This window comes from Affinibrenneria salicis (assembly GCF_008710095.1).
In genome coordinates, this window is record NZ_VYKJ01000002.1 from 489354 (window position 1) to 508571 (window position 19218).

Annotated in this window: 22 protein-coding genes and 1 tRNA gene; 12 read left to right on the forward strand and 11 right to left on the reverse strand. The window is 56.5% G+C overall.

Annotation, left to right across the window (positions count from 1 at the left end; translation table 11 throughout):
* Positions 1–38 precede the first annotated feature (38 nt).
* The 3 genes from pdxH to anmK form a co-directional block, all read right to left on the reverse strand.
* Positions 39–710, reverse strand: a complete 672-nt coding sequence (gene pdxH, locus FJU30_RS07110; protein ID WP_150434277.1) for a pyridoxamine 5'-phosphate oxidase — start codon at positions 708–710, stop codon at positions 39–41.
* A 61-nt stretch (positions 711–771) separates the two neighbouring features.
* A complete protein-coding gene (locus FJU30_RS07115; protein ID WP_150434278.1) occupies positions 772–1107 on the reverse strand; it encodes a lysozyme inhibitor in 336 nt (111 codons plus the stop codon).
* Positions 1108–1198: 91 nt separating this feature from the next.
* A complete protein-coding gene (gene anmK, locus FJU30_RS07120) occupies positions 1199–2311 on the reverse strand; it encodes an anhydro-N-acetylmuramic acid kinase (RefSeq protein WP_150434279.1) in 1113 nt (370 codons plus the stop codon).
* Positions 2312–2639: 328 nt separating this feature from the next.
* On the opposite strand from anmK, the gene FJU30_RS07125 reads away from it, so the two are divergent.
* The gene (locus FJU30_RS07125) at positions 2640–3107 is read left to right on the forward strand and encodes an outer membrane lipoprotein (RefSeq protein WP_150434280.1); all 468 of its coding nucleotides are present in this window, start codon (positions 2640–2642) and stop codon (positions 3105–3107) included.
* A 262-nt stretch (positions 3108–3369) separates the two neighbouring features.
* Here the strand turns inward: FJU30_RS07125 and slyA are convergent, their stop codons facing one another.
* A complete protein-coding gene (gene slyA, locus FJU30_RS07130; RefSeq protein ID WP_150434281.1) occupies positions 3370–3801 on the reverse strand; it encodes a transcriptional regulator SlyA in 432 nt (143 codons plus the stop codon).
* Between the two features lie 360 nt (positions 3802–4161).
* Entirely contained in the window at positions 4162–4401 is a 240-nt protein-coding gene (locus FJU30_RS07135) for a DUF1289 domain-containing protein (protein WP_150434282.1), read from the reverse strand.
* Positions 4402–4878: 477 nt separating this feature from the next.
* On the opposite strand from FJU30_RS07135, the gene gloA reads away from it, so the two are divergent.
* Both gloA and rnt read left to right on the forward strand, forming a co-directional pair.
* The gene (gene gloA / locus FJU30_RS07140; RefSeq protein WP_150434283.1) at positions 4879–5286 is read left to right on the forward strand and encodes a lactoylglutathione lyase; all 408 of its coding nucleotides are present in this window, start codon (positions 4879–4881) and stop codon (positions 5284–5286) included.
* 107 nt (positions 5287–5393) lie between these two features.
* A complete protein-coding gene (gene rnt, locus FJU30_RS07145; protein WP_150434284.1) occupies positions 5394–6062 on the forward strand; it encodes a ribonuclease T in 669 nt (222 codons plus the stop codon).
* A 60-nt stretch (positions 6063–6122) separates the two neighbouring features.
* On the opposite strand, the gene FJU30_RS07150 is transcribed toward rnt, so the two are convergent.
* On the reverse strand, positions 6123–6470 hold the full coding sequence (locus tag FJU30_RS07150) for a Grx4 family monothiol glutaredoxin (RefSeq protein WP_150434285.1): 348 nt from the start codon (positions 6468–6470) through the stop codon (positions 6123–6125).
* Positions 6471–6815: 345 nt separating this feature from the next.
* On the opposite strand from FJU30_RS07150, the gene FJU30_RS07155 reads away from it, so the two are divergent.
* Positions 6816–7676, forward strand: a complete 861-nt coding sequence (locus tag FJU30_RS07155; RefSeq protein WP_150434286.1) for a C40 family peptidase — start codon at positions 6816–6818, stop codon at positions 7674–7676.
* Between the two features lie 44 nt (positions 7677–7720).
* On the opposite strand, the gene cydH is transcribed toward FJU30_RS07155, so the two are convergent.
* Positions 7721–7810, reverse strand: coding sequence for a cytochrome bd-I oxidase subunit CydH (gene cydH / locus FJU30_RS07160; protein WP_150434287.1), 90 nt, complete (start codon positions 7808–7810; stop codon positions 7721–7723).
* 420 nt (positions 7811–8230) lie between these two features.
* Here cydH and purR point away from each other — a divergent pair, with 420 nt between their 5' ends.
* A complete protein-coding gene (purR, locus tag FJU30_RS07165) occupies positions 8231–9256 on the forward strand; it encodes an HTH-type transcriptional repressor PurR (protein WP_150434288.1) in 1026 nt (341 codons plus the stop codon).
* Here the strand turns inward: purR and punR are convergent.
* A complete protein-coding gene (punR, locus tag FJU30_RS07170) occupies positions 9253–10167 on the reverse strand; it encodes a DNA-binding transcriptional activator PunR (protein WP_150434289.1) in 915 nt (304 codons plus the stop codon). The two genes, purR and punR, sit on opposite strands and share 4 nt — an antisense overlap.
* 177 nt (positions 10168–10344) lie before the next feature.
* Between punR and punC the strand changes: the two genes are divergently transcribed.
* Together punC and cfa are read left to right on the forward strand one after the other, a co-directional pair.
* Positions 10345–11532, forward strand: a complete 1188-nt coding sequence (gene punC / locus FJU30_RS07175; RefSeq protein WP_150434290.1) for a purine nucleoside transporter PunC — start codon at positions 10345–10347, stop codon at positions 11530–11532.
* A 423-nt stretch (positions 11533–11955) separates the two neighbouring features.
* Complete coding sequence (gene cfa / locus FJU30_RS07180; protein ID WP_150434291.1) at positions 11956–13107, forward strand: cyclopropane fatty acyl phospholipid synthase; 1152 nt, start codon at positions 11956–11958, stop codon at positions 13105–13107.
* A 69-nt stretch (positions 13108–13176) separates the two neighbouring features.
* Here the strand turns inward: cfa and FJU30_RS07185 are convergent, their stop codons facing one another.
* Positions 13177–13815: a riboflavin synthase subunit alpha gene (locus FJU30_RS07185; protein WP_150434292.1), complete on the reverse strand. Its 639-nt coding sequence runs from the start codon at positions 13813–13815 to the stop codon at positions 13177–13179.
* A gap of 302 nt (positions 13816–14117) precedes the next feature.
* Here FJU30_RS07185 and FJU30_RS07190 point away from each other — a divergent pair, with 302 nt between their 5' ends.
* From FJU30_RS07190 to FJU30_RS27595, 4 genes are all read left to right on the forward strand, one after another.
* A complete protein-coding gene (locus tag FJU30_RS07190) occupies positions 14118–15491 on the forward strand; it encodes an MATE family efflux transporter (protein ID WP_150434293.1) in 1374 nt (457 codons plus the stop codon).
* A gap of 156 nt (positions 15492–15647) precedes the next feature.
* Positions 15648–15724, forward strand: a tRNA-Val gene (locus tag FJU30_RS07195).
* Positions 15725–15965: 241 nt separating this feature from the next.
* Positions 15966–16304 (forward strand): Arm DNA-binding domain-containing protein, encoded by a 339-nt coding sequence (locus FJU30_RS27080; protein WP_223881513.1) that lies wholly within the window; start codon positions 15966–15968, stop codon positions 16302–16304.
* The gene (locus tag FJU30_RS27595; RefSeq protein ID WP_395858510.1) at positions 16283–16561 is read left to right on the forward strand and encodes a phage integrase central domain-containing protein; all 279 of its coding nucleotides are present in this window, start codon (positions 16283–16285) and stop codon (positions 16559–16561) included. Before FJU30_RS27080 ends, FJU30_RS27595 begins: the two co-directional genes overlap by 22 nt.
* Positions 16562–16583: 22 nt before the next feature.
* On the opposite strand, the gene FJU30_RS07205 is transcribed toward FJU30_RS27595, so the two are convergent.
* Complete coding sequence (locus FJU30_RS07205; protein WP_150434294.1) at positions 16584–17711, reverse strand: DUF6708 domain-containing protein; 1128 nt, start codon at positions 17709–17711, stop codon at positions 16584–16586.
* Positions 17712–18104: 393 nt separating this feature from the next.
* Positions 18105–18608: an Imm15 family immunity protein gene (locus tag FJU30_RS07210; RefSeq protein ID WP_150434295.1), complete on the reverse strand. Its 504-nt coding sequence runs from the start codon at positions 18606–18608 to the stop codon at positions 18105–18107.
* A gap of 210 nt (positions 18609–18818) precedes the next feature.
* On the opposite strand from FJU30_RS07210, the gene FJU30_RS07215 reads away from it, so the two are divergent.
* Positions 18819–19109: a transposase gene (locus FJU30_RS07215; RefSeq protein ID WP_150434296.1), complete on the forward strand. Its 291-nt coding sequence runs from the start codon at positions 18819–18821 to the stop codon at positions 19107–19109.
* Positions 19110–19218 lie beyond the last annotated feature (109 nt).

Consider the following 19218-nt stretch of genomic DNA (forward strand, 5'->3'; position numbering starts at 1 on the left):
ATAAGGGAGCGCCACAACTTAAAGCGGATATTGCACAATTAGGGCGCTAACCGGTCGATCTGCCAGCCATCTGGCTGACGCTGATAGAGAAAACGGTCGTGCAGGCGATGTTCGCCGCCCTGCCAGAACTCCATCGAATCGATAGTGACACGGTAACCGCCCCAGAAATCCGGCAGCGGCACTTCGCCGTTCTGGAATTTCTGTTTGAGCTCGAGAAATTTGCTTTCCAGAATGCCGCGCGCCGAAATGCGGCTGGACTGCTGCGACACCCAGGCGCCGATCTGGCTGTCCTTCGGCCGCCGGTGGAAGTACTTCAGCACGTCCAGCGCCGGTAGTCTTTCCGCCGTCCCCAGCACAATGACCTGACGTTCCAGCATATGCCACGGAAACAGCAGGCTGATGCGGGCGTTATGCGCCAGCTGGCGCGCTTTGCGGCTGCCCAGATTGGTATAAAACACCAGACCTTTTTCGTCATAGTGTTTCAATAAGACAATACGCTGATAAGGCTGGCCCTGTTCATCCACCGTGGCTACGCACATGGCGTTGGGATCGGCCAGCCGCGCATCGCAGGCCTGGCGGAACCAGCGTTCAAACAACGCCAGCGGTTCGTCGGTTAAATCGCGCCGCCGCAGCCCGCCGCGCGTGTATTCGCGGCGTAAATCCGCAACGTCAAAGGATGCGCTCTCTTCGTCTGATTTCTGAAACGTCATACCCGTTCTGCCTTTGGTTGCAAAAGAATGGCGACCATTCTGCGCCTGGCGCGGCCAAATCTCAACGCGCCGCCTCAACTGCGCTGCGCCCGGTCAGCACGCAGTCCCTGACGATAACCCGACCGTCGCGCTGCAGCGTGGCGCTGTCGCCCACCATCCGGAACCGATAGCGCTCATCGCCGAAGAGCCGGCCCGGCTGCGCCGCTTCGGCCAGCAGCCGGTGCTGTTCGCCATCCAGAATCAGGTCAATATGCCGCTGCTGCCGGTCCTGAACAACCGTCAGCGGCAACCCGCCGCACTGATAATGCAGACGCTGCGCCGTCGGGCCGAAATAGTTCTGCCACAGGGTACAGCCTGATAACAGCATCGCCGCCGTCGCGACCAATACGCACTTCATCTTTATCACTCCCGTTATGACGCCGCGCGGCACCGCGCGCGCCGGACGAGTGTAACAACCGGCCGGCGCAAACAACCTCAGGCGAATCCGATTAATCATGACTGACCGGATAAATCGCGCCCAGCAGCGTCGGCCGGCTGGCGCCGGTGACCGAAGGCAGATTGCCGGGCAGACCGGACAGGGTGCGCGCCGCCAGCCAGGCGAAGGCCAGCGCTTCCATATCGTCGCCGCTGATGCCGAAGTTGTCGGTCGGGCTAACCTCAATGCCCGGCAAAAGCGCCGCCAGTCGCGCCATCAGGCACGGGTTTTTCGCGCCGCCGCCGCATACCAGCAGGCGCTCGCAGCCGCCGGCCAGCAGAACCTGTTCAGCGATGCTGAACGCGGTCAGCTCCAGCAGCGTGGCCTGCACATCGCGTGCGTCCAGCGGCGGGCAACTGGCCAGCTGACGCGCCAGCCAGCCCAGGTTGAAATACTCCCGACCGGTGCTTTTCGGCGCCGGCCGCGCGAACCAGGGATCGGCCAGCAGACGGCTGAGCAGCGAGGCGTCGACCCGGCCGCCGGCCGCCCATTCACCGTCGCGATCGTAAGGTTGAGCCAGCCGACGCCAGATCCAGGCGTCCAGCAGCATGTTTCCCGGTCCGGTATCGAAACCGCGCACCGGCAGCCCCGGCAGCAGCAGAGACAAATTGGCGATGCCGCCGATATTCAGCACCATGCGCCGCTCGCCGGGATGCGCCAGCAACGCCTGATGAAACGCCGGCACCAGCGGCGCCCCCTGTCCGCCCAACGCCATGTCGCGACGCCGGAAATCGCCCACCGTGGTGATGCCGGTCAGCGCCGCCAGCCGGTTATTGTCGCCGATTTGCAGCGTATTGGGCGCGGCGCCGTCAGGTTCGTGCCATACCGTCTGGCCGTGGCAGCCGATCGCGCGGATCGCCGCCGCGTCGAGGCCAACCTGACGCAGCAGTTCGCGCACCGCGTCGGCGAACAAAATGCCCAGCCGGCTATCCAGTTGCCCCAGCGCGGACAACGTCACCGACTGCCCCTGGCACATCGCCAGAATGGCCTGTTTGATGGCGGGAGGAATGGGATGGCAGTAGCTGGCCTGCTGCGCCACGGTATGTTGATCAATGGCGGCCAGCACCACATCCACCCCGTCGAGGCTGGTGCCCGACATGACGCCAATATATCGGCCTGACTTCATATTATTACCCCGGACTCTGCCGCCGCGTCGGCGCGCATATTCCACGCAACCGGCTGATCGGCGGAGAAAAATCGCACGTTACCATCGGAACAGGCTGATTTTATCTGTTGCGCCGCAGTATTTGCGGAGAAAATAGCCTGTCGCGTGGATATTGAACAAAAAAAGCGGTCTGAAAGGAACTTTATCATTCGTTGAATATCAATTTAAGCGCAATACTCTAACCTGAAAAAAAGAGTAAAAAGAGTGGAATGGCAATTCAGCGCATACCATACTTGAATCTGGCTGAAGACTGTGCCAGCACGACATAGTCACTACAGGAGTCTTTTCTATGATAAAGCGTATTCTTGTGATTACATTAGCGGGAATAACTTTAGCGGGTTGTTCGAGCACCAGCACGCTTTCCGGCGATGTTTACAGCGCCTCTGAAGCGAAGGAAGTGCAGAGCGTCACCTACGGCACGCTGGTGGCGGTTCGTCCGGTACAGATTCAGGCTGGCGATGACAACAACGTTGTCGGCGCGCTGGGCGGCGCGGTTCTGGGCGGCTTCCTCGGCAATACCATCGGCGGCGGCACCGGCCGCAGTCTGGCGACCGCCGCTGGCGCCGTGGCGGGCGGCGTGGCCGGCCAGAGCGTGCAGGGTTCACTGAACCGCGTGCAGGGGGTTGAGCTGGAAATCCGTAAGGACGACGGCAACACCATCATGGTCGTGCAGAAACAGGGGAACAGCCGCTTTAGCACCGGCCAACGTGTGGCGCTGGCCAGCAACGGCCGCACCATTACCGTTTCCCCGCGTTAAACCCGACCGCTGCATTTTCAATCAACGTCAATCACTTCCCCCGGGAGTGATTGACGGAATCGTCTGTCGGCCGTTAATCCCTTAGTGAGCCGATCCGCCGGCGATCAGCCTAAGCTACCGGCGCCGGGTGAGCGAACGGCGCACATCACGCCTTACGCCGTCCGGCCGCCTGACGCGATGTGCCGCGCGTGGCCAACCCGAGAAACAACAGTTTCGTCATGCAACAAAGCGCCGCATCGACGCTCTGACGCACGCCGGGAGCTTAATGCTCATGCAACGCCACGATATTTTTTTCCAGGCGGGCGATCAATTTCGTCAACGCATCGATTTCCTGCGACGTAATACCGCGCAATATTTCGCCGCGCGTCTGAGTAATCACATTATCCACTGCGTCAATAATCGGCATCGCCGTGTCGGTTAAGGTAATGCGCTTCGCACGACGGTCGGTCATACAGGTATGGCGGGTGATAAGCCCTTTTGCTTCCAGCTGGTCCAGCGTCCTGACCAGCGAGGGTTGTTCAATACCGATGGCTTTCGCCAGCTGAATTTGCGACTGCCCCGGAGGCAGGTGGTGAATATTATGTAACGTCACCCAGTGAGTTTGCGTTAACTCAAGAGGCTTTAACCGATGATCAATTAATGCCCGCCAGACACGCACCAGCCGGGCTAAATCAGAACCTAATGGCAATTCCATTATCTCTCCTTATAATTAGCTTGCTAAATCATGTCCCTGGATTGCAATCAACTCTGATTTATACAAATAAAAAATAAAACATCATTTTGCTTTTATTATATACCTAACATTTTTCAGTCTGCGAATAGCGGCATTGGCGCGGCTTAGTCCTTCGGCGCGCAACCGTCCGCAACTGAGCGGAATCGCCCTCAGCCCCGACGGCGCCTGGCCCGACAAAGGCGCGGATCAGCAGGAACGCCCACGCATCTGCAACCTGAACAATGAAAGGCAGCGCTAAGTAAACCATTACCAGGTTAAACATTAACGCAATAAAACGTCTCCACATGCCATCGCGCGCTGACCGTAACGGCCGGAGTCGTTTCAAAAAAGTGACGGCTGTTGCGGCTCAGGGAGCGCCGCCGCCCCGCCTTGCCGTCGCTGGCGCAGCCAGCGCTGTCGACATAAGCGCAACACGTCGCGTTTCTGGCCGTCGCTCATATTTTGCCAGCCGAAACGCTCTTCGCGGCTACGCCAGCAACCGATGCAGAAACCGCGCTCATTAGTCTGGCAAACGCCCCGGCAGGGACTCGGGATAGCAAAAAACTCAAGTTGCTCCGGCACGGCCCCTCCTTTAATCCGCAGCATGCTTAATAATTGAAGTACCGTTCCCGCCGACTGGCAAGTGCCTGAGATAGATAAGCATAAAAATAGTTACCCAAACATTGAATCTCAGGCCATTGACCGGATTCACTCTCGATGACAAACGCGCCGCAGACGCCGGGAGCCTCCCTCACCGGCGCCGCGTTCGTCACATTCGATTTTCAGCTTGTCTGCCGGCGCGCAAACCGGCGCGGCACTGCTGGCGCAAGCATTACGATGACATGCAGAGGTTGTAATGATAGCCGCAATCCGCCATGCGTAAAGGTAAGCATGCAATTCATTCCATTTCGCGTGGCGGCTATGCGCCCGGTCGCGGACAGCGGCGCGCGCCCGGCATCATTTGAAATTTCGACGCCGCCGACGTTATACTTGCCGCCGGACGGCCATTTTTCTGATACCGTGCCATACGGTAAAACACAGTAGCGAATCGAGGATACTATGCGCTTACTTCACACCATGCTGCGTGTCGGTGATTTACAACGCTCCATCCATTTCTATACTCAGGTGCTGGGTATGCGTCTGCTGCGCACCAGCGAAAATCCCGAGTATAAATATACGCTCGCGTTCGTAGGCTACAGCGAGGAAAGCGAAGGCGCAGTGATTGAGCTGACCTATAACTGGGGCGTCGACAGCTACGATCTGGGCAGCGCATACGGCCATATCGCGCTCGGCGTCGATAATGTGTCGGCCACCTGCGATCGCATTCGTCAGGCCGGCGGCAAAGTGACGCGCGAAGCCGGTCCGGTGAAAGGCGGCAAAACAATTATCGCGTTTGTCGAAGATCCGGACGGATATAAAATCGAGCTGATCGAAAACAAACAGGCAGGCTCGGGCCTTGGCAACTGACGACGCGCGCCGGGCGCCCGCGCGGCGCTCGCTTTCTCCCGCATTACTGCATCCCTCGGTAAATTTTGCCATAATACCCGCTGCATTCTGACGAAGATTAAATACTCATGGCTGAAAAAAATGATCTGAACGCCCTCAGTGGTCGTTTCCGCGGCTTTTATCCGGTGGTGATCGATGTTGAAACCGCCGGCTTTAACGCCAAAACCGATGCACTGCTGGAAATAGCGGCGATCACACTCAAAATGGACAACAATGGCTGGCTGCAGCCGGACGATACGCTTCATTTTCACGTCGAACCCTTTGAGGGGGCCATTTTGCAGCCGGAAGCCCTCGCCTTTAACGGTATCGACCCCAGCAACCCGCTGCGCGGCGCGGTGAGCGAATATGAAGCGCTGCACGAAATTTTTAAGCTGGTGCGTAAAGGGATTAAAGAGCAAAGCTGCAACCGCGGCATTATCGTGGCGCACAACGCCAATTTCGATCACAGCTTTCTGATGGCCGCCGCCGAGCGCTGCGGGCTGAAGCGCAATCCGTTTCATCCATTCGCCACCTTCGATACCGCCGCGCTGAGCGGGCTGGTGCTGGGACAGACCGTGCTGGCTAAGGCCTGTATCGCCGCCGGCATCGCCTTCGACTCCAGTCAGGCGCATTCGGCGCTGTACGATACGCGTCAAACCGCGACCCTGTTTTGCGAACTGGTTAATCGCTGGAAAAAATTGGGCGGCTGGCCGCTGGTCGAAGCGGAAAGCCACAGCCTGAAACAGGCCGCGGGGTAAAGCGGAAGAGAAAAGCGGGCGCGCCGATCAGTTTGTGCGCCCGCCGTCGCGCCGGGCGGCTTACTGCCCGTCGGTCTGCTGAGACTTATACTTTTCTGCCGTTTCTTTGATCAACTGCTGCAGTTCGCCATGCTGATACATTTCCAGCACGATATCGCAACCGCCGACCAGTTCGCCATCGACCCACAGCTGCGGGAAGGTCGGCCAGTTGGCGTATTTCGGCAGCTCCGCGCGAATATCCGGATTCTGCAAAATATCCACGTAGGCGAAACGCTCGCCGCAGGCGGACAGGGCCTGCACCGCCTGGGCGGAGAATCCGCAGCTTGGCAGCTTAGGCGACCCTTTCATATACAGCAGAATCGGGTTTTCAGCAATCTGACGCTGAATCTTTTCAATAGTAGTTGTCATGCTCTTGCTTCCTCAAGCCAGGCAAATGGCCGGTACGGGTCTCCGCGCCATCGCTAATTCAGTCAACATGTATCCGCCGGATACATAAAACACGGGACATTGTAACGATAGCCGCCGCCATAAAAAAACGACATCTTTTGTAGGGAATTATCGCTGCGCCGCCGGCGTACGCCGAACGGCCGATTTTAGAACAAAATACGCCGACAAATGCGGCAAAACGCCACCATTAACGTTTTCTCACCATTCTGTCGCAACAAAGCAAGGATTCCCACTTTTTTATCCGTCGGTTTTCAGGAATACTGTCCCGCATTGAGCGATTATGGATTACGTTCGGCTACTCTCATCATGCGATCATTGATTACGCTTTTTATACTTATCTTCTCTCAATTGTTGTTTAATCTGGCGCAGGCCGCTACTCACAGCGCGGCGGATGCGCCACGTAAGGCCAGCGTCATCGCCCAGAAGGCGGACGATCGAAAAAAGAATAAACAGACAAAGAGCGTAAAAAAGACATCGCCGCCGCGCCAGGTCACCCGCCCCGGCGCGGCAAAAGTGATAAAAATCCCCAAAGCCGCCGCCAAAACGGTAAGTAAGAGTCCACGCCAGGTGCCGCCGCGCAAACTGGTCAAAACGGCGCCAGGCAGGCTGCGCAGCAATACGGCGCCGGGACGGCGTCTGGTCGTCAACCTTAAAAACAATAAGATCAACAAACTGAAACCGACGCATCCGCCCGTCGGACGACGGGGGCAGCGCGGTCATGAAGCGATACTGACGCTGAGCGAAGCCCATAAACAGCGTTACCAGCGCGCCAGGTTGACGGCGATGAACAAATTGATGAACCAGATCGGCAAGCCCTATGTGTGGGGCGGCGCCTCGCCGAGCACCGGTTTCGACTGCAGCGGCCTGGTGTATTACGCCTACAAAGACATCGTTAAGATCCCGATCCCACGTACCGCCAATGAAATGTATCACCTGCACGACGCGGCGCCGATTAAACGCAGCGAGCTGGAAAGCGGCGATCTGGTATTCTTTCGCATTAACCAACGCGGCGCGGCCGATCATGTCGGCGTTTATCTCGGCAACGGTAAATTTATTCAGTCGCCGCGCACCGGGTCGGAGATTCGCATCAGCAAACTGAGTGAAGACTACTGGCAGGATCACTATGTGGGCGCGCGCCGGGTGGTTACGCCGCAGACCATCCGTTAGGCAGGCGAGGCAATAACGCCCCGGCGAATGACCGGGGCGCCGGGTTAATGCAGTACGGCGACAAAGCTAAAAACCATAATCAACACCAGCGCGGCGACGGTAGCGGTCAGCGACCATTTAAAATCAGAACTCATACTCTACTCCTTAGCACACCCTCTCAATAAGGCCCCACGCCTGTACTGCCGGCGCGCATACAGTAACGATAGCCGATAATCGCCGGATAGCAAAAACGCGCGCTTCAACGCTCGCCCCCGCTCAACGGCGCAAAATCCAGACCCGACGAACGCGCCCGGGCCTGACGTGCTGATTTTACGCCGGTTGCGTCAGGATTATGTCAATTATCTCTTCCACTTTCGTCACAAATCGGACAAAATCCGCAATTCATTAATGCCGCGTATCGCTCGAACGACGTCACTCCTGCCATTCAGGTATTACACTTCGGCACTTTTTCTTCTGAAACCCTGCTTTCACGCTCATCAGGAGAATATTAAACGCAGGCAAACGATTAACATATTACTTACTGCTGTAGCATGCAGGTTCAGGAGCTACTTCTCATGGCCACGATAAAAGATGTCGCCAGACGCGCGGGCGTTTCCACCACGACCGTGTCGCACGTGATCAATAAAACCCGTTTCGTCGCCGAAGAAACTAAAGCGGCCGTGCGGGCGGCCATCCAGGAATTACACTATTCGCCCAGCGCCGTGGCCCGTAGCCTGAAAGTGAATAACACCAAAACCATCGGGCTGCTGGCCTCCTCCAGCGAAGCGCCCTATTTCGCGGAAATCATCGAGGCGGTCGAAAACAGCTGCTTCGACAAGGGCTATACCATGATCCTGTGCAACTCGCACAACGACCTGGAGCGGCAGCGCGCCTGCCTGTCCATGCTGGCGCAAAAACGCGTGGACGGCCTGCTAGTGATGTGCGCGGAGTATCCGCCTGCGCTACTCGCCATGCTGGAAGATCACCGCCATATTCCGATGGTGGTGATGGACTGGGGCTCGGCGCAGCACGATTTTACCGACACCATTATCGATAACGCCTTCGCCGGCGGCCGTATGGCCGCCCGTTACCTGATCGAGCGAGGCCATCGCGATATCGGTGCCATCCCCGGCAGCCAGGAACGCAATACCGGCAGCGGCCGCTATCAGGGCTTTCTGCGCGCGCTGCAGGAAGCCGGCATTCAGCCGCAGCCGGAATGGATTGTGCAGGGTGATTTCGAACCCGAATCCGGCTGGAGAGCCATGAACCAGATCCTGGCGCAAAAGCAGCGCCCGACGGCGGTGTTCTGCGGCGGCGACATTATGGCGATGGGCGCGATCTGTGCCGCCGATGAGCTTGGCCTGCGCGTACCGCAGGATATTTCGGTGATCGGTTACGATAATATTCGCCACGCGCGCTACTTTACCCCGGCGCTCACCACCATCCATCAGCCGAAAGAGCGGCTCGGTCAGTCGGCGCTGGCGATGCTGATCGACCGCATTACCAGCAAGCGCGAGGAGGCGCAGGTGATCGAAGTACAGCCGGTGCTGGTTGAACGCCGTTCGGTGGCCGACGGCCCGTTCCGCGATTACCGTCGCTAAGGCGCGCCATGGCGCAACCACTCTTCGTTTAATGTGACACTGTCACCCAAGTAATCCAGCAGCCAGTTAAGCGCCGGCGCGTTCTGATCCTGTACCCAGGTCAGGCAGCATGGACTATCAGGCAGCGGCTGCTGCAGCACCACCTCCGTCAGCCTGCCCGCCTGGATCAGCGGTCTGGCCAGATGAGCCGGTACCATGCCGATGCAGAGGCCGGCGCACAGACAGTCGATGGCGCTGTCCCAGTCCGGCACCACCAGCCGGCGCTGATTATCCAGCGTCCAGGTTTCGCGCCGCGGCAGCGTGCGCGAGGTATCCTCCAGACAGAGCGACGAATAGACGCGCACCTGCTCATCGGTCAAAACCGCCGCGACGCCGGCCAGCGGATGGTCGGTCCCGACCACGCAGCACCAGTCAAGAAACCCCATATCGCGAAAAGCAAAGCGTCCGCCAACCGGAATCGCCCGGGTGGCGCCGATCGCCATGTCGACCCGACCATCGGCCAGCGCGTCCCAGACGCCGTTGAACACTTCCTGATGCAGCTTTAACTCCATATCCGGAAACTGACGATAAAAATCCAGCACCAGTTGCCGGCTGCGCATCGGTTTGACGATCACATCCACAGCGATATTGATCCGGCCGCGCCAGCCATTGGCCACCTGTTGACACTGGCGCCGCGTGACCTGCATTTTTTTGATGACTTCGCGCGACTGTTGAATAAACAGCGCGCCGGCCGCCGTCAACACCACGTCGCGGTGACGCCGTTCAAAGATGGCGACGGCCAGCCACGCCTCCAGCTGTTTCACCGTATAGCTGATAGCGGAAGGCACCCGATGCAGATCCTGCGCCGCGGCGCTGAAACTGCCGGTGCGCGCCACCGCATCAACCACCTCCAGCGTATATTCTGACCACATATTTTTACCTTCAAAAATTTTCATCGCAGTCTGCAAATATTACCGTTTCACAAACAGATATCCAGCCGGATACACTGCGCACGCCTTCGACAGCGCGCTTTTTTCCACGCCGCCGGGCCGCAATTAAATGAAAGGCCTAATCATGCCGGGTTGGGCGCCAGGTTAAAGAGAGCATCTATGCACGTATTATTTATTGTTTATCTCGCCGGACTGAGCACGCTGGGTTTTCTGGCGACGGATATGTACCTGCCGGCATTCGGCGCGATGCAGGCCGATCTGGCCGCCAGCCCATCGGCCGTCGGCCGCAGTCTGAGCGTGTTTCTCGCCGGTTTTGCGCTGGCGCAACTGCTGTGGGGACCGCTATCCGACCGCTACGGCCGCAAAGTGATTCTGCTGTTCGGCCTGCTGCTGTTCGCCGTCGGCAGCCTTGCGACGGTATGGGTCGATGATGTGCGTCAATTATTGGTCCTGCGTTTTATTCAGGCGACCGGCGTTTGCGCCGCCGCCGTGATCTGGCAGGCGCTGGTCATCGATCGTTACCCCGAGTCGCAGGCGCGCCGGGTGTTCGCCAGCGTGATGCCGCTGGTGGGACTATCGCCGGCGCTGGCGCCGCTGCTGGGCGCCTGGCTGCTCGGTCAGTTCGGCTGGCAGAGTATTTTTATCACCCTGTTCGTCATTACGCTCTTGCTGCTGACGCCGACCTTTTTCCTGCGGCAGGCGCCGCGCGAACCGGCCGCGGCGCACACGCCGCGCATCACGCCGTATACTCTGCTGAAATCGCCGACGTTTAGCGGCAACGTGCTGATCTACGCCGCCTGTTCCGCCAGCTTTTTCGCCTGGCTGACCGGATCGCCGTTTATTCTCAGCGAAATGGGCTATAGTCCGGCGGATATTGGCCTGAGCTACGTACCGCAGACTATCGCCTTCCTGCTTGGCGGCTACGGCTGCCGCCTGCTGCCCGCCCGGTTCGGCGGCGAGAGGTTGTTGCCCTGGCTGCTGAGCCTGTATGCCGTCAGCATCATCGCCCTGTATCTGGCGGCGATCGCCGACGCCCCGACGCTGAGCGCGTTGCTGATTCCGTTTTGCCTGATGGCGCTGGTCAACGGCGCCACCTACCCGCTGGTGGTGGCCGGCGCGCTAATGCCGTTTCCGTCCGTCAGCGGCCAGGCGGCCGCGCTGCAAAACGCGCTGCAATTGGGATTATGTTTCCTGGCCAGCCTGTTGGTTTCGGGCTTTATCGCCCGTCCGTTGCTGGCGACCGGCAGCGTTATGGCGCTCACCCTGCCGCTGGTCGCGCTCGGTTACTACTGGCAACGAAAAACGCCGCGCTGTTCACGCCGCATCGCCTCTCCGTTTTCTTCCTGAATCTGATTGACCGCTTCGGCAAATTTATCCTTGTCCGTTGGCTGAAGCAGTCTTACACTGATTAACGTCCGCTCCATAACAACAACTATCATTAGATCCGTATAATATTGCATCAAGGGATTCGCCTGTTTATTTCAAGGATGTATGCCCTTACGCCATTTGCGTACCGGCTTTTCTCTGTTTTTACTCTGGCAACTGTCTGGGAGTGGACCATAAACTGAATCCACAATCCGGCTACAGACATATCTGTCTATGCCCCATTGATTTCAGGCTGCGGGAAAGCGGCATACGCACGCACCGTCCGACGCTGAGCGAAGGTAGCGCCTGACGGGAAAGCGGAGTCTCCCGCCCTCAACCTGAAAGATGAAGGACATATGCTATTCCTTGTGGATTCATTATCAGCAACAAGGTAAGGGAAAAGTTATGAGTTCATCATACGTAGAGGAACTGGGTAGTCATAACACGTCCTGGTTTCGCATTACGCACGAAATGCTGAGCGCGGCCGATATCCGCATCGATGGCTCTCGCCCTTTCGATATCACTATAAAGAACCCTGATTTCTTTAAACGCGTATTGCAGGAAGGTTCTCTGGGGCTGGGCGAAAGTTACATGGACGGCTGGTGGGAATGTGAGCGTCTGGATATGTTTTTTCATCGCGTGCTGCGCGCCGGTCTGGATGAAAAACTCCCGCACCATATGAAAGATATCATGCGCGTCGCCGCGGCCCGAATTATCAATTTACAGTCGAGACGTCGCGCGTGGATAGTCGGCAGAGAGCATTACGATTTGGGAAACGACCTGTTTTCCATGATGCTCGATCCGAATATGCAGTACTCCTGCGGCTACTGGAAAACGGCCACCACGCTGGAGCAGGCGCAGGAAGATAAACTGCGCATGATTTGCGAAAAGCTGGGGCTGAAACCAGGCATGAAGATGCTGGATATCGGCTGCGGCTGGGGCGGGCTGGCCGCGTTCGCCGCACGCAACTACGGCGTATCCGTCTACGGCGTCACCATCTCCGCGGAACAGCAGAAACTGGCGCAGGCTCGATGTCAGGGGCTGGATGTCACCATCTCGCTGCAGGATTACCGCGATCTCGACATGCAGTTCGATCGTATCGCCTCGGTCGGGATGTTCGAACACGTCGGGCCGAAAAACTACGATACCTATTTCAGCGTCGTGAAAAAAAACCTTAAGCCGGACGGTCTGTTTTTATTGCACACTATTGGCGCCAATAAAACCGATTCGAACGTAGACCCGTGGATCAATAAATATATCTTCCCCAACGGCTGCGTACCGTCGATCCGGCATATCGCCAGCGCCAGCGAGCCGTGGTTGATCATGGAAGACTGGCATAACTTCGGCCCCGACTACGACCGGACGCTGATGGCGTGGCATGAACGCTTCGTGCAGCACTGGCCGAAGATTTCCGCCAACTACTCCGAACGCTTCGGCCGCATGTTCCGCTACTATCTGAATGCCTGCGCCGGCGCGTTCCGGGCAAGAAACATTCAGCTCTGGCAGGTACTATTCAGCGCCAGCGGCGTGGAAGGCGGCCTGCGCGTTCCGCACTAACATTCGCCCTGACGCACGAGCCGTTTCACCCGCATAACGCGCATGAAACGGCCCGCGGCCGCCTTTATCTCATTCCAAATCAGCGCTGACTTCGACGGCCTGTTTACTGGCCAGCACCCGTTCCACCGTATCCACCACCGCCTGGGTTTGCGGATCAATTTCAATATTCACCCGTTCACCGAGGCGCTTTAACCCCAGTGTCGTGCGCGACAGCGTTTCCGGGATCAGATGCACGCAAAATCGGCTGCGCGTCACCTCCCCCACGGTCAGGCTAATACCGTCGATACCGATAAAACCTTTGTACAGAACGTACTTCATCAGCGCTTCATCGTCCATTCTGAACCAGATCTGATGATTATTTTCCGAGGTAATGATCTTAACAATCTCCGCCGTGCAGATGATATGGCCCGACATAACGTGGCCGCCGATTTCGTCGCTGAATTTAGCCGCCCGCTCCAGATTAACCCGATCGCCCTGTGCCAGATCGCCCAGATTAGTCAGGCGCAACGTCTCTTTCATCAGATCGAAGCTCACCCGGTTGCCGTCTATTGCGGTAACGGTAAGACAACAGCCGTTATTCGCCACCGACGCGCCAGGCTCCAGGCCGGGCAACAGTTCGGGGGGGAATTCAATCACGTGCGTGCGGAAAAAGGATTTTTCATCAATAGACACCAGCGGTGCGGTGCCCTGAACAATACCGGTAAACATGTAAGCAACCTCTTAATGCGTAACTGGAATCAAATTGCCGACCTTGCCATCCACTCTGATGGCGCACACTGTGCACAGGATAATGGCAGTTTGCACCATCTGCCTGATAAAACCAAACGGGTTATCCCCTTCATTTTTCAGGCGGCGCGAAGGCGAATTGCGTTTTATCCCCGCACGCCGATCAGGGAATTGGTGTTATCGCCGGCGCGCCGGTACAATATGCGCCTGGCCGCCCGGCGTATTGTCCGACCTTTCAGGGCGCCTCATGTCTGTTTCATCAAATGAATAAATAAGGTGCATTCGTGCGGAAGTATCTGTCAGAAGCGCGGAATTTGCTGGCGCTGGCCATTCCGGTCATTATTGCGCAAGTTTCCCAGACCTCCATGGGCGTTGTGGATACCATCATCGCCGGCTCATACAGCGCCACCGACATGGCGGCGGTGGCGGTCGGCACCTCCATCTGGCTGCCGGCTATTCTGTTCGGCCACGGCCTGCTTTTGGCGCTGACCCCGGTGGTGGCGCAGATGAACGGTTCCGGCCGGCGCGATCGCATCGGCCATCAGTCACTACAGGCGTTCTGGCTGGCGCTGTTACTGTCGGCGCTGATCATGCTGGTGCTCTACCAGGGAAAAATGATGATTGACCTGATGCACAGCAACGATCCATTGCTGGTGGAAAAGTCGGTCGGCTACCTGCACGCGCTGCTGTGGGGCACGCCAGGCTATTTGTTTTACCAGGTGCTGCGCTGTCAGTGCGAAGGCCTGTCCAAAACCCGCCCGGGGATGGTTATCGGCTTTATCGGCCTGCTGATCAATATTCCGATCAACTATATCTTTATCTACGGCCGTTTCGGCATGCCTGAACTCGGCGGCGTGGGCTGCGGCGTCGCCACGGCCATCGTTTACTGGCTGATGCTGTTGATGATGGCGTTCTACGTTCGGCGTTCGCGCTCAATGGCCGATATCAGCATCACCAGCCGCGGCTGTAAACCAGAGGCGCAGACGCTACGACGCCTGTTCAACCTGGGGCTGCCGCTGGGGCTGGCCTTCTTTTTTGAAGTAACCCTGTTCGCCGTGGTAGCCCTGCTGGTGCTGCCGCTGGGCGTGGTGGACGTCGCCGGCCACCAGATTGCGCTGAACTTCAGTTCGCTGACCTTTGTGCTGCCGATGTCGGTGGGCGTGGCGGTGACCATCCGTATCGGCCACCGGCTGGGCGAGTTGTCGGTTGAAGGCGCGCGCGTGGCCGCCCGCACCGGCATTATGGTGGGGATTGTGCTGGCCTGTTTCTGTTCCGTCTTCACCGCCCTGCTGCGCGAACAAATCGCCCTGCTGTATAACCAGGATCCGGCGGTGGTGACGATGGCCTCGCAGTTAATGCTGCTGGCGGCGATCTACCAAATCTCCGACGCCATCCAGGTGATCGGCAGCGGCGTACTGCGCGGATACAAAGACACGCGGGCGATCTTTTTCATTACGTTTATCGCCTACTGGCTGCTGGGTCTGCCGAGCGGTTACCTGCTGGCGCTGACCGATATACTGGTGCCGCGCATGGGCCCGGCCGGCTTCTGGATCGGCTTCATCATCGGCCTGACCGCCTCCGCCATTATGATGGTCAGCCGCATACGCTGGCTGCAATACCAGCCCGGCGCGCTGATCCTGACGCGATCCGCGCGTTAACCGCACAGGGGATGATGGAAAAAACGGCGGACTGAATATAAGCTCAGCAGTCGAATCTGACCGGGGCCACAAATTTGATTTTTCCCCTTGCCAGCCCCGATATTGCCCGTTAATATTCGTCCCCGCTGCCGGCCACGGCGGCGGAGTTATAAAAATGCGTTCTTAGCTCAGTTGGTTAGAGCACCACCTTGACATGGTGGGGGTCGATGGTTCGAGTCCATTAGAACGCACCATTTCTTGTTCCATAGACGTCTGCTGATGTCTACAGGCCATTGAAATAAAGGAAAAAATCTCCTTTCGCGTTCCAGCGACTTCCACTGAATCCCACCTGTATCCATTACATTTGAGTACATTTTTAAGTACATTTTTAATGTATATCGGAAACACGGTTAAGTTCGAGTCCGGATTGTTGCTGTCAGCCGCTGCTGATGGAAACCAGAATCCAGTTCTGACCAAAAATCAGGAGCTGCCAACATGGCACTTTCCGATACAGTCGTCCGCCGGGCCAAAGCTACCGGCAAAACCTATACGCTCGCCGATAATGCCAGTCTCTCACTCCCGATTTCCCCCAAAGGAGGGAAGTCCTGGCATTTCCGCTATTACTGGGCCGGGAAACAAATGCGCATATCTTTGGGCAAAGATCCGGGCGTAACACTTCGAGAAGCAAGGCAGTTAAGAGATGAAACTCAGGCTCAACTGGCAAAAGCTATCAACCCACAACTAACCCGCAAGCAGCAACGTCAAGCCACTCAGTTGGCCTCTGAAAACAGTTTTGAAGCCATTTTCAGGCAATGGATAAATACAGGTTACTGACTCATAAAGCAGGCAGACAAACATCTCTAACCCAGCGCCAACGAATTTTCGGTAGTGATGTGCTTCCCGGAATTGGGAAAACAGCTATATTTGACGTTCGACGCGCCGATCTCTTACAAATTCTGGGTATGGTAGAAAGGCGCGGAGCACTCACGGTTGCCGAGAAAATACGCAGTTGGTTAAATCAGATTTTCCGTTTTGCATTAGTTATAGTTGAAGGGCTGGAAAATAATCCAGCCTCATTCACGAGGGGATGAGCGGGCGCATCATTGAGCGGATTCAGCCTTGAAAGGTAGCCCCTGCATCCTTTTGGGCTGGCTGAGACGCAACACCCCGGCTTTCCAACGTCGCTTCACGCAATCGTGCCCCAATTTCCGGGCCATAGTCCTCGGCCACGGTCGTCTTGGGGACCGGCTTGCCGGGCAGCCCCGCTTCCTCGATCACCCTGGGCCAGCGCGCCCGGTAACACAGCATCATCGACAGCCAATGGCAGACGAAGTGCAGCACCATCACCGGCAGCAGCACGATGCCCCAGCCCAGGGAGAACGCACCGCCCCCCCGCCCCACCATCGGCATCAGGAAGCTAAAGACCTCGCGCAGCGATAGTGCGGGCGAGGCCCACAACGGCCGCAGCCGCTTGGGCTTGGGCACGGCCTGCGGCCCATCCTGCATGTAGCGACGGATGAATTCCCATAACCCCACCACTTTGCGATTACCGTCCATCGGTTCGCCCAGCATGGCGAACTCGTCGAACCCGGCGCCGTTCAGCTCGCTGGGCCATGCCAACAGCAGGGGCATGCCGATCATCTGTTCATCGGGCTGATTCGGATCGATTCCTGCGGCCGTGACCTCCCAAGGGAAGGTAATGATGCCACCGGCGTACTTGGGTCGGTTGATATGCACTTGCCGTGTTATCCGGTTGAAACGCACGACAATGTGGCGTTGCGTGAAAACCTCTAACCGAAATATATATCTTAGAAGTCTTATTCCCAAAAACAAGACCAAGCCAGCCAAAGCAGTCATAAATATCATAAAAAATACAAGACTATCTATTTCCCACTCCACCCCAAGCATGAGGTCTCGGGCGGGCAGGTAGAGTCCAAGCCACAACAAGAAAGAAACCAAACCCAAATATATAATGAATGAAAACGTGATCAAGCCTCGCTTTTCTTCCTGTGCAGCACCCCGTACATCAATGTATCTATCATTGAAAGAATAAAGCGCATAAGCATCATCAGGCTCGATCCCCGTGGGCTTGTCGAACGCACCACCTTTCTCGGCCAGCTTGCTCAGGTCCAGACCGTTTTCGCCACCTTTGCCGGACTTGTACTGTACCGCCTTCTTCTTCTCGGCCTCCGTCTGCGGCATCAGCCGCCCTTTCCAGATGCCCCATTCAAGAAAGTACATCAGCCCCCTCCCGACGCGCGCAATACCTTCGTCAACTCCATCATCTCCTCGGCCGCATCCTCGTAGCCATCATCGCTCTTGTCCTTGCGGAATACGCTTTTCTCGCATCACTCCTCATAGTCGTCCGGCGTCAACTGAAATCAGGGCCGGCGACACATCCGCGTCATACAGTTCCTTAAACGTCGCGACGTTTCGTCCATAAATTAACCTGCTTTTGATGTTGGATTGAACATATCAAAATCAGGCAATTACACAAATTTAAATTACAGTCTCCAGCGGCATCATCGCCTGGATGAAAATGGAAGAGCACGCCAGGCGCGTTACCTGTCCATTTTTTAATTTCCGTCGATGGGCGTGTGCGGAGCTATCCAGCTCAAAATCGCTCCAGAACAATTAAGCATCGATGATTGAATTCTGCACCACGTAAACCCTCTTGTTCGCCTTACCTCCCTCAGAAGCAAACACGTCGAAATCGGTTAGAGCCAGGGAAGACAAGTATTGCTTCACCAGACGCTCTTCATCCGACCCAGTTTTCTTCAATTTCAAATGGGTAAGCAACCAGCCTTTGCGGCGAGACAAAACTATATTTGGGGTCAAGCAATTTATTTCACAATCATTCCATCCAGTCAAACTCATACAGATGAAATAGTCTTTCTGTTCATCCTTATCCAGGTATTCTTTTGATTTCTCATAAGAATAAGATACTAATTCTGTACCTTTTTTGATAAACAGCTTGTTTTTTTCATCGAATGATAGCGACGAGAGGAATGAAATATGATTCCATCTCGAAAATAACGGCACCTCTTCAAAGGTGTCGTAATCTGCATAGTACACATCCACCTTATCCAGCCCCTCTTTATGCAGAAGGCGCTCCATTTCTCTATCAAAATTATTCATAGCCAGTCATCCACATTCCACCCATGATCTTTCAACCATTTTAATGTCTTCTTAGAAAAAGATGGCGCTCCGTCATGCGTTGAACCATCTTGATTCAAAGCGGGATTCTTTCCTTTTTCCGGTTTTGTCTGATGGGCATGCCATTGACTGATCTGTCCTTGATTTAGCGCCCACCTTGTTTTCAAATCAATCAACGAAAGCGAAGTCACTATGTCAAGACAACAATATACCCCGGAGTTCAAACGCAGAGCCGTTGCATTGCTGCCCGAAAGCGGCAAGTCTGTTGCCCGTATGGCACAGGAGCCTGATATCAAAGAGAACACGCTCTATAACTGGAAAAAACTCTATCAGGATAAGGCGGGGGCTGCTTTCTCCAACACGCCACAGCTTTCCGAACAGGAACTGGAGATCCGCCGTCTTAAAGCCAAAATCGCTGAACCGGAAGGGGATAAACTTATCCTGAAAAAAGCGGCGGCGTTCCTGGCGCGGGAAAGCCGCTAAGATACGCCATGGTCACTCAGTTATCGGCTTTCCATGAAGTGAAGCGAATTTGCCTGTTGCTCAATGTCAGCAGGCGGGGTTACCAGTCATGGCGCAACCGAACACCCAG